7 protein-coding genes are annotated in these 11901 nt (G+C 33.0%); all 7 read left to right on the top strand.

The window, feature by feature from the left end; translation table 11 throughout:
• Positions 1-261 precede the first annotated feature (261 nt).
• The 7 genes from P0R33_RS20025 to P0R33_RS19995 all read left to right on the top strand — a co-directional run bounded on the left by P0R33_RS20025 (position 262) and on the right by P0R33_RS19995 (position 11651).
• On the top strand, positions 262-807 hold the full coding sequence (locus tag P0R33_RS20025) for a sigma-70 family RNA polymerase sigma factor (protein ID WP_276172931.1): 546 nt from the start codon (positions 262-264) through the stop codon (positions 805-807).
• A gap of 75 nt (positions 808-882) precedes the next feature.
• Positions 883-1944, top strand: coding sequence for a FecR domain-containing protein (locus tag P0R33_RS20020; protein ID WP_276172930.1), 1062 nt, complete (start codon positions 883-885; stop codon positions 1942-1944).
• Between the two features lie 176 nt (positions 1945-2120).
• Positions 2121-3416, top strand: coding sequence for a TonB-dependent receptor plug domain-containing protein (locus tag P0R33_RS20015; protein WP_276172929.1), 1296 nt, complete (start codon positions 2121-2123; stop codon positions 3414-3416).
• Positions 3383-5668: a TonB-dependent receptor gene (locus P0R33_RS20010; RefSeq protein WP_276172928.1), complete on the top strand. Its 2286-nt coding sequence runs from the start codon at positions 3383-3385 to the stop codon at positions 5666-5668. The genes P0R33_RS20015 and P0R33_RS20010 overlap by 34 nt, the downstream gene beginning before the upstream one ends.
• A gap of 17 nt (positions 5669-5685) precedes the next feature.
• The gene (locus P0R33_RS20005; protein WP_276172927.1) at positions 5686-7041 is read left to right on the top strand and encodes a RagB/SusD family nutrient uptake outer membrane protein; all 1356 of its coding nucleotides are present in this window, start codon (positions 5686-5688) and stop codon (positions 7039-7041) included.
• A gap of 11 nt (positions 7042-7052) precedes the next feature.
• The gene (locus tag P0R33_RS20000) at positions 7053-9029 is read left to right on the top strand and encodes a TlpA disulfide reductase family protein (RefSeq protein ID WP_276172926.1); all 1977 of its coding nucleotides are present in this window, start codon (positions 7053-7055) and stop codon (positions 9027-9029) included.
• Positions 9030-9053: 24 nt separating this feature from the next.
• A complete protein-coding gene (locus P0R33_RS19995) occupies positions 9054-11651 on the top strand; it encodes a prolyl oligopeptidase family serine peptidase (protein WP_276172925.1) in 2598 nt (865 codons plus the stop codon).
• Positions 11652-11901 lie beyond the last annotated feature (250 nt).

Here is an 11901-nt window from a genome sequence, read left to right as displayed (position 1 = left end):
AAATATCAGATTTAAAAGCCGCTTTATTAAGTGGCTTTTTTGTATTCACTTAATGTTAAATAAATACTATATCGATTTTTCTATTTCAGTTTTATGAATGTGAGCTATTTGCGGAGCAACTCAAAAACCAATTTTAACAAAATTATCGCCATTATTTTGACCATATCTTTGAAAATCATGCGAAATAATTGAAAAATCATTCCATTTATTGATAAAAGTTATAGATTTGTTTCAAAAAACAATAGCAATTTTATTCCTTAAATGGAGAATACCACAACAGATATTTTTTTATGGCAACAGATAAAAAAAGGTGACATTACCGCCTTTGAAAAGCTGTATGATATCTATGCTGATGTTTTACTTACTTTCGCTTTACAATATACTAACGAAGAATCTCTTGCTAAAGACGCGATTCATGATGTTTTCTTAGACATTTACAAATACAGAAGCGGTCTTGCCGAAAATGTAAATGTAAAATCGTATTTGTTTAAAATTACCCAGAGAAATGTTTTCAAAAAGAATAAAGCATCTCAAAAAATATTCTCTTTAAACTCTGATTATGATTCGGTTATACTAAAAGAACTTTCTTTTGAAGACACTTTAATCGAAGAAGAAAACAATACTGCCCTAAATTCTAAACTGGCTTTTGCAATGCAAGAACTTACCGAAAAGCAACGCAAAGCATTGTTCTACAGATTTAATGAAGACAAACCTTATGAAGAAATTGCATCTATTTTAGACATTTCTATCGAGTCTTGTAGAACACTGATATACAGATGTTTGAAAGAACTTCGAAAAAAACTTTAAAAAAAGGTTATTTTTTATGTATATGTTTTACAAGAGTTGTTCTCTTAGTATTATATACCCCATAAAAACATCGCCTTGCAAATTAATTTCAACAAAATATCGAATGATGAAAAAGAATCCTTAAAGGATCGAATTCATCTTGGACTGATCGAACTTCAGCAAAAAGAATCTCGACGCAAGAAAAAGAAAAGATTTTTTGCCTATGGAGCTGCTGCGAGTGTCGCTTTGCTAGTTGCTTTATTTATGAATCAGAATTCATCAGAAAGCGCCAAACCTCTAACAGCATTAGAGCAATTTGCCCAAAATTCTAAATCAACAGAATCAAACCTAGATTTAGAGAATATTTCTCTTGTTTTGCAAGATCAGAAAACTATTTCGGTGCAAGATAGTACTGTAATTAGCTACGGAAAAAACGGCGAAAAAGTTACTGTAGGCCAACAAGCTATAAACACAAATTCTAATAGCGCTTCGGCTTTTAATACAGTTAGAGTTCCTTACGGAAAAAGAACACAAATCGTTTTGACTGACGGAACAACTGTTTGGTTAAACTCGGGTTCTTCGCTAATTTATCCAACTCAGTTTGATGGATCTATTCGTGAAGTATACCTAACTGGTGAAGCTGCTTTTGATGTGGCTCATAACAAAGCCAAACCATTTTTTGTAAAAACAAAAGAATGTAATGTGAGAGTGCTTGGAACGGTTTTCAATGTGAGTTCTTATCCAGAAGACGAAACTGTCCAGACGGCTTTATTGCAAGGAAAAGTTAGAATTACTTACAACAAAAAAGGATTCTTAAACAATCAGGAACTTCAAGAAGATTTGACACCTGGAATGATTGCTACAATCAATAAAGACAAAAAGCAGCTAAAAGTAGAACATAAAGATGTTGCTTCGATTCTGTCTTGGCGAGAAGGTTATTTTACTTTCAAAAGTCAGTCATTAAATACCATTTTAAACAAACTTTCAAAATATTATAAAATAGAATTCATAAAAGGTGCAGACTTAAATCTAGATGCCAATTATTCGGGATCTTTTGCCCTAAATGAAAATCTTAATTCGCTGGCAAATACATTATCCAGCATTACAAATAACAGCTGTACTGTTAATGCAAACCAAAGAACTATTACAATTAAATAAATAAAAAAATCAATTCAAAAACCGTAAATGCCTATGATATAAAACCAAAAATAAACATATCAACCTTATTTGTAAAAACTAACCAAAAAAAAACCAAAAGATGTTGGAACCATCTTTTGGCATTGTAGAACGGTAGTCAACGCTAATTGACTAACTCTTAAATTCAAAACAAAATTATGAATAAAAAACATAATTCAGAAAAGTATTTTTCTGGACGATACCACTATTACCTATATCTGCTGCTTATGAGATCTGTTACTGCATTTATCTGGATAAGTATGTGTAGTTTATATGCGAACCCTTCTTTAGGACAAAATAAAATACATGTTCGTTTCAAGAACACTCCGCTAACTGAAGTTTTTTCTACTCTAGAAAAACAGACTAATTATGTCTTTTTCTATAATGATGACGTTTTAAAGTCTGCCAATACCATTACTTTGGATAAAGACGCAACTATAGAAGAAATCTTAAACAACGCCTTAAAAAGCAATAATTTAACTTTTGATATTATTGATAAACAAGTTGTTGTAAAAAGAAATAAAAAGAAAGCAGAACAATTAGAATATGACCTAACAGGAAAAGTTAACGATAAAAAGGGTAATCCGCTTATTGGTGTAAACGTAATCTTAAAAGGAAAACAAAGCTGGGATATTACCAGAAAAGAAGGAGAATACAGAATGAGAGTTTCTCCTTATGATACTATTGTTTTCAGTTCTTTAGGTTTTAAAACCGTTACAGTTGCTGTAAACAATAAAAGAGTGATTGACGCCACATTAGTACCTGATGTTATGGAACTTCATTCTGTAGAAATCCCAGTATCAAATGGTTATACTGAAATTCCGAAAGAAAGAGTTACTGGAGCAATTGGAGTAATGACTGCAAAAGAATTGGCAGAAGTTCCAACAGTTGACATTCAGTCAAGATTAGAAGGAAAAATGGCAGGTGTAAATGTCGATCCGAGAACTGGTTCTATCAGTGTTCGAGGAACTAATAATTTTAGCGGAACAGGATCGCCGTTGATAGTTATTGATGGTTTTCCGCAATCTAGAGAAGATTTTGCTTTCTCTAAAAGAGGTGTTCCGGGATCTTCTATTTTAAGTTTTCTTAATCCAGACGACGTAGAAAGCATTACTGTTTTAAAAGATGCTGCTGCAAGTTCTATTTGGGGATCAATGGCTGCAAATGGAGTTATTGTCATTACAACCAAAAAAGGTAAAAAAGGCGAGCCAACAATCAATTTTAACACAACTACAAGCGTTGGAGAAAAAATCGATTTGGAAAAACTTCGCGTTATGAATACTGCTCAATATATTGATTACGAAAAAGATCTTGTAAATGGCGGATTTGTTGCTGACAATATCTCAAACTGGCAAGCGCTTAATCCGAGTGCAGCACAGGACAAAAAAGAGGTGAAATCACTGTTGCTCAAAGAGATCAATTGTTGGCACAACTTGGACAAAATGATAATTTAGGACAGATAAACAGATATTTACTTAGAAATTCACTTACAACCCAATATGATTTATCTATAAATGGCGGTAACGAAAAAAGCACATATTATTTGTCTCTAGGATATAATAAGGATCAAGCTGCAATGCAAGGAAATGACTCTAAATCTTATAACATTACATTAAACAACTCTTTTCAGCTTAAAAGCTTCTTAAAGTTAAATACAGGAATTAATTACGTACCAACAACGTATCAAACTAATACAGTTGCAAACGAAGCGCTGTCTAATGTATCGGCTACGGCTTTACGTCCTTACGATATGATTGCTGATGCAAACGGAAACGGAATTGATCGTTATTACCTTTTTAGACCAGAAATTTCAAAAGGATTTGAAGCAAAAGGATATTTGCCTTGGTCTTACAATTTTTTAGATGAACTAAATTATTCTAATGTAATAACAAAAGGTGCCAACATCAGATTAAATGCAAGTTTAACAGCAACAGTTACAAATTGGTTAAATTTTGAAGCATCTGGAATGTATACTTCTATCACAAACAAAACCAAATCGTTAAGCGAGTTAGATAGTTATTATTCTCGAAATATGATTAATCAGGCAACATCTGTTAATACAGCTGGAAAACTAGTTTATGGTATACCGTTGGGATCTTATTTATATAATACGAACACTAACAATGATAACCAGAGTATGCGTTTTCAAATGAATATCAATAAGAATTTTAACGAAAACAATAGTTTACATTTCTTAGCTGGTACAGAAGTTAGAGAAGAACGCAGAGAAGGTTCCAGTCAAAGATACTACGGATATAATATTGACACCAATTCTGGACAATCTGTAAACCCAACAGTTTATTACAATACGGTTTACGGATGGCAAAGTATGATTGGAACTTCTGATAATAGCATCAGTAAATCAAGAAGCCGTTATTTATCTTACTACGGATTGGGTTCTTATGATTTTATGAACCGTTATCATGTTTCAGGAAGTATTCGTTTTGATGATGCAAACATAATTGGAGCTTCTAGAAAAAATAGAGCATTGCCACTTTGGTCTGCAGGAGGTAAATGGGATATTAATAAAGAATTTTTCTTAAGAGATGTAAACTGGCTGAGCAATTTAGCTTTTAGAATTACTTATGGTAAAGGCGGAAGTTCTCCAAGCGGCGGATTTGGAAGCCAAAGTCCTGTAATTAGTATCGGAAGTGTAGATTTTAATACGCAATTGCCAACAGCTTCTATCTCGATACCAGAAAATCCTGAAATTAAATGGGAAACAACAACAACGTTAAATTACGGTTTAGATTACGGTTTCTTCAATAATCGTTTAAGAGGAAGTGTTGATTTCTATTATAAAAAAACTGAAGATATTTTAGCAAATCTTCCTTTCAATCCAACTTACGGATGGTCTTATGTAAATTATAATACAGCAACTCTAAAAGGACACGGCGTAGATGCATCTCTTTCGGGAATTGTAATAAATGCGGCTTTTAAATGGAACAGCAGTATAAATTTCTCTTATAATACCAATGAAGTTACAGATTCTCGTTATGTATTAAACAGCACTAATCAGTATTTTGGTTCATCACCAATGGTTGGAACAAGTATCGGAACAATCTATGCTTACAAATGGGCTGGTTTAGATGCAACCGGACAATCTCAAGTTTATAAAAAAGACGGCACAATTGTAACTTCCAATCAAGGTATTGCATCAATTGATAAAGACGACCTAAAAAAAATGGGAACTTCATTTGCTCCTTATTTTGGAGGATTTATGAATGATTTCTCTTTTAAAAATTTCAGATTAGGAGTACAGATGACTTATTACGCTGGACACGTATTTAGAAATACAGTATTACAAAATTATCCTTCTTATTCTGGAGTACAATATGGAGCTGTTGCTAAAGATGAACTGGTTGCACAAAGATGGAGACAAGCTGGAGACGAAGCTACTACAAATGTACCTGGTTTAACAAATATCAGCTACAACAGCTTAAACCGTTATCAATATGCTGATATTAACGTACTTCCAGCAGACAATATCAGATTGCAGCAGGTTTCATTAGGATATAATGTACCATCAGAATGGTTACAAAAAACATTTATTAAGTCGTTAAGTTTCAATTTTGCGGCTAGAAATTTAGGATTATTATGGGTTAAAAATGATTTAGGAATCGATCCACAATACCTTTCAAACGGTAACTATAATACGCTTGCGCCACAACGCAACTATACATTACAGTTTAATTTCAGTTTTTAATTTAAAAAAATAGACTTATGAAATTTCTAAAATCTAAATTATATATATTCCTCCCTTTACTTTTACTAAACTCATGCAGAGATTATGTTGAAGTGGAACAGGTTGGAAACAACAGAATTTTAAAATACACTTCTGATTACAGAGCTTTGGCAAACAATTACAATGATATGACTTCTTCCGGTGGAATTTATCTTATTGCAAATGATGATGTTGAATTTCCAACAACGTATCAAACCGGAGTTACTACAATTTGGGGAAATAGTTATACTTGGCAAGACAGAATATACGATCCTTCTCAAGGCGATTCAGACTGGACAGGGTTATACAAAGCGGTGTATTACAGCAATGTAATTCTAGATGGCGTAATGGGCAGTGAAAAAGGAACAGACGCAGAGAAAAAAGAAATCACTGCTGAAGCTTACGTTCACAGAGCATTTGCTTACTTACAGTTGGTAAATACTTACGGACCACAATTTGATCCAACTTCTGCGAATTCAGAAAAAGCAGTTCCACTATTATTAAAACCAGAATTATTTTCTTCTTTAGAAAGAAATACAGTTGGACAAGTTTACGATCAGATTATATCAGATTTAAAAAGTGCTTTGGATAATGGCATTCAAAACGATCCTCAATTCAATGTGCTTCCTTCAAAAAGAGCGGTTTATGCATTGCTTGCAAGAACGTATTTGTTAATGGGACAATATCAATTGAGTCTTGAAAATGCTGAGAAAGCTTTACAGATGCAAAACAGTTTAATTGATTTTAAATCATTAGCTACAGCTTACAGTTATCCAGTTTTAATTCAGAATCCTGAAGTTATATTCTCAAAAACGTTGCTTTTAACTTATAACGGAGCGCCATTATCCACAGAGCTTTTAAATAGTTTTGGAGCCAATGATTTACGTTACAATTATTACACAGCTCCAGGAACTAGCTTCTATCCTACTTACACTGGAAGAGGTTTCGGAATATACACTTACAGCTATACAAACGGAATTAATATCGGAGTTTCTGTTCCTGAAATGTATTTAATTGCTGCTGAATGTTATGCAAGATCAGGAAAAATTGCAGAAGCGGTAAACTACCTAAATATTCTAAGAGCAAAACGTTTTAAATCGGGAACAACTTATACTGTTTCGGCAACAACAAACAAGGAAGCTTTAGATTTGGTTTTAGCTGAAAGAAGAAAAGAATTCATCGGACGTGGCTTCCGTTGGTTTGATCAGCGACGTTTAAACTTAGATCCAGTTTATCAAAAAACATATACCAGAGTTTTTAAAGGTCAGACTTACACTCTTGCGCCAAACAGCGATGGTTATGTATTCCCAATCAATCAAAATTATATCGATTTAAGCCCTGAGTTAGGGAAATAAAAAAACTTACAATGTTTACAAAAATTAAAAATATCAAATTAATGGTATTGGCGTTCTGCGCCTTTACCTTACAAGTTACAAGTCAAGAAGTTAAATCGAGATTACAAGGAATGGTCGACATTCCAACTCCTGGATTAACTTTCAGCATGACTTACGATCCAAAAGACGGACCATTAGAAAATGTAAAAAATATCAACGGTTATGCTTATGTTTTCAACGATTACAGATGGCAAATCGAAGACGTAAAAATGAAAAAAAATGGCGCTGTTTACAGCGCCGATTTTACAGTTCCAAAAAACTGTGCTTTTATGGCTTTCAAATTTTATGGCAATACCGAAAATGGTTTGGTCACAGATACAAATCAAGACACAGGTTATATGCTAGTTGCTTTTAAAGAGCCAAAAGTTAAAATGCCAGGTGCTGATTTGGCTTGGGCTACTTTCAGAAACAAAGATTTCAATGGTCAATTTGGCGGTTACTTTAAAGATTTTTCTATTGAAGGGGATGCAACAGAATATTGGTTAAAAAAGGAAGTCGCGGATAATGGCAACAGATTTCCAGAGTTTTTTGATACTTATTTCCAAGTTTTGAAAGTACAAAAACCAGAAAAATTTCAAGAATTAGGAAACAAATTTTTAGGAGATTTTACGAAAAACATGAAAGGGCTTCCGGAAGAAGTTTACACAAAAGTGCATCACATTTATTTATTCGATTTAAAGAATAAAACAAAGGCTGATTCTCTTGAAACTGTAATCACAAAACAATTTCCAAAAGGAGCTTTTGTAAGACAAAAAGCGTATCAAAAAATTATGCCGATTGCCGATGCTGCAGAAAGAAACAAAGTAATGACACAGTTTTTGGCTGATTTTCCATACAGTTCTGAAGTTCCGCCATCACAGCAGTACTTCTATGATAATATTGCCAAAATGCAGTTTACTTACTATTTCGAAAACAAAGATTACAAAACGATTTTGTCAATGATTCCGACAATGAATTTTGCTAATCTAAACGATGCTTATCATCAAAATATTTCGAAAGCATTGTATTTAAAAGTAGTTGATCCCGCGGTTATCGAAACTATGGCAGTACCAATGATTCAGCAAATGCAGAAAAAAGTAAACGACATGTCTTACATGCAGGGAATTTACTGGTCGCCAAATCAGGCAACTGAAAATGCAAAAAATCAGCTTAACAACGAATTGGTAATTCAGATTCGTATGTACGATATTTTGAAAAAATACAAGGAAGTTCTAGAAACTTTCGAATTGCTTCCTTTTGAAAAACGTTACGAAAAAGCAAGTATCAACGATATTCATATCAAAGCTTTAGAAGCATTCAATAAACCAATTATCGAGGTTCTAAAAAACGCCGCAAGAGCAAATACTTTATCAGAAGCTTCAACTGCAAAACTAAAAGAATGGTTTTTGAAAGAAGGCAAAAAAGAAGCTGATTTTCCTGCTTACTTAGAACAATTGAAAAAAGAAAACAAAGCAGAAGAAAAAATTGCCTTGATTGATATCGCAGCTCCTGCAATTAAAGTGCAATTTGCAGACGGAAAAACTAAAGATTTAGCTTTAAACAGCGGAAAAATTATTGTAATTGATTTTTGGGCAACTTGGTGCGGACCTTGTAAAAAAGCGTTTCCAGCAATGCAACAATTGGTAAACAATTTTAAAGAAGACAAACAAGTCGAAATTAATTTTATCAGCACTCAAGAAACTAAAGAAGGCTATAAAAAAGAAGCTTTAGCTTATCTTAAAGAAAAAGGTTTAAAAATCACTACTTATTTTGATTTAGTTAAAAAAGGTGGCGGAACAAATAATGCTTCTTTTACCAACTATGCTCAAATCTTTAAATCAAGCGGAATTCCTAGAAAAGTTGTCATCAAAGACGGAAAAATCCGTTTTACATCTGAAGGCTATTCTGGAAATCCAGGACAGTTAGTTGATGAACTTACAAACGTTATTAATGCTTTAAAAAGCGAATAATAGCTTTTTGAAAATCAAAAAAATATGAAAAAAATAGTTTTACTATGTACACTCGCTTTGAGTGTGCATAGTTTATCAGCTCAGAAAAAAGCAGTAGACGAATCGGCTTATCAATCTTGGAAAAGAATTAATTCTAAAGCTTTATCTTACAATGGAAAATGGATGTCTTACACTACCGTTTTTCAAGATGAAGAAAAAGAAAACAATAAACAGATTATTATTCAGGAAGCTCCAAAAGGAAAACGTTTGGTTTTGGAGAATATTAGCGATTTAAAATTCATCGGGAAAAAAGACTGGATTCAGTACAGCAAAAACGACAGTACACTTTTGCAAAATTTAAAAACAGGAGCAAAAAAACTTTGGAAAAGCAAGCATTACACGAATCCGCTTGAAGGAACTGATTTTCTATATTACACGCGTCCAGAAACGCCAAAAGGCCAAATCTTTTTACAACGTTTGGTTTGTTATAACTTAGAAAGCAACGACAGTATTTTTGTAAACAATATTAAATCGTCTCGTTTTTTAAAGAACAAGTCGATTGTGTATTTACAAGTTGAAAAAGATCAAATATTTCTAAAGCACGGAACAATCGGTGGAAAACAAGAAACAGTTTACAGCGGAAAAGCTTCTGATTTTGGAGATTTTCAATTAAATGATAAAGAAAACGGAGGAACTTTTACTTTAAAAGGAAGCAACAGTTCTGACTTCAATATGGTTTATTATTTCAATTTGAATACGAATTCGACGAAAGCTTTATTCAATTATGATGAAATTGCTTTAAACGATCCTAATTTTTCGATTTCAAAAACCGCTTATGGTTTAAACGAAAATGCTCAATTTATTTCTTTATTGGTAAATTCGAACAAACGTCCTGAAAATACTCAGATTGCAAAATCAAATGTTGAAATATGGAAATCGAATCAAGGAACTATGGAACGTAGACAGGAATTGTTGAGAAGTTCTAAAACGCTTCCAAGTGAACAAAAATTCATTTATGACATTCAAAATAAAAAAGTTATAAAAGTAGCTTCAACTGGCGAATTTGATCAGGTTTTAATTCCAGAATCTGGCAATTTCAAAGGAGTTTTTGCTATTGATAAAAAACCTTATACAGTTGAAGTAGATTGGACTTTTAACGAAAGAAGCGATATTTATTGGATAGATGCAGAAACAGGAAAATCAACCAAAGTGCTTACAGGTGTTTTTGGAGGTATTTCATGGAATCCACAAGGAAGTTTTGCGGTTATGTATGATGAAAAGCAAAAAGTTTGGACTGTATTTGATTCAGATTCAATGCAGTTTAAAAACATTAGTTCGCAAATTCCTTTTCCGGTTTCAGACGAAAACGTAGACATGAAATCTGCTAATACTGCTTACGGAATTGCAGGCTGGTTAAATAACGGAAATACGGTAGTTTTATACGATCAGTTTGATTTGTGGGCAATCGATCTTACGAATCAAAAAAAGGCTTATTCTCTGAGTCAAGGTTACGGAAGAAAAAACAAAGTTGAACTTCGCTATGGTGAAGAAGGTTTTATTGGTAATTTAGATCAAAAGAAAACAGTTACTTTAGTTGGTTTTGATTTCGATCATAAATCCAATGGCGTTTACAGATTAATCAACAATAATTCGGTAACAAAAATATTTGCCAATCCAGATTACAATGTTCGCGTTGAAGCCGTTTCTGGAGATAATTCGAGTGTTTTATTTTCAAAATCAAGCTATACTATTTTTCCTGATTTGTGGTGGGGAACTTCTAGTTTTGGATCACAGTCTAGAATGACAGATATCAATCCGCAACAAAAAGAATATGCTTGGGGAACTGCAAAGGTATTGACTTGGAAAAGCTTTAACGGAAAAGAAAATCAAGGAAATCTATATCTTCCAGACAATTACGATAGTAAAAAAACATATCCTGTAATTGTTCATTTCTACGAAAAACATACAACCGATTTTAATACGTATCAATTGCCAGAAGTGAGTTCTTCTAATATTAATATTCCAAGTTATCTTAGTCAAGGTTATATCGTTTTTCAGCCAGACGTACATTATATTTACGGCGATGTTGGAAACAGCGTTTACAATGATGTAATGAGCGGAGTTGAATATTTAATTGCAAACGGCATTACTGAAAAAGGTAAAATCGGAATTCAAGGACACAGTTTTGGAGGTTACGAAACTTCTTTCTTAACAACTAAAACTGATCTTTTTACTTGTGCTATTGTAGGTTCTGGAGTAAGTAATTTTACTGCCAATTATCCTGTAATGCGATCAAACGGTATTTCGACTATGTTTAAATACGAAGCCGATCAATATCGTATGGGAAGTTCGATGCACGATAACCTTGACGGATACATTAAAAACTCGCCTTTATTTTCTGCTAAAAACATTAAAACACCAATTTTGATTTTCCATAATGATAACGACCGTGCAGTTCCTTATCAGGAAGGACAATCTTTATTCTTCGCGCTTCGTCGTTTAGGAAAATCTGCTTTATTGGTGAATTACAAAAAAGAAGGACATACTTTAGACGACGCTGCCAACAGAAAAGACTGGACGCTCAAAATGCAGCAATATTTTGATTACTACTTAAAAGGTTCAGCAAAACCAGACTGGATGTAATTTAATTTAAAATTATTAAACACATAGAAACATAGATTTTTCATCTTTTTCTTTTGAGGGCAAAGAAGAAGCTAGCTTCCACACATAGAATACTATGTGAATTAACGCAAGTGAAACGCCTTTTTATAAGTCTGTCAACTATGTTTCTATGTGTTAAAAAAAACTGTTGTTTGAAGGTTTCTCACGAAACCTTCAAATAAACAGCAAGGACTTCTTATACCCTTTTCAAACTAAAATTCAATCAAAAAAA

The sequence above is a fragment of the Flavobacterium sp. YJ01 genome, assembly GCF_029320955.1.
Classification (GTDB): domain Bacteria; phylum Bacteroidota; class Bacteroidia; order Flavobacteriales; family Flavobacteriaceae; genus Flavobacterium.
Note: the sequence above shows the minus strand (reverse complement) of the source record. Positions and strands in the feature narration are given on the sequence as shown.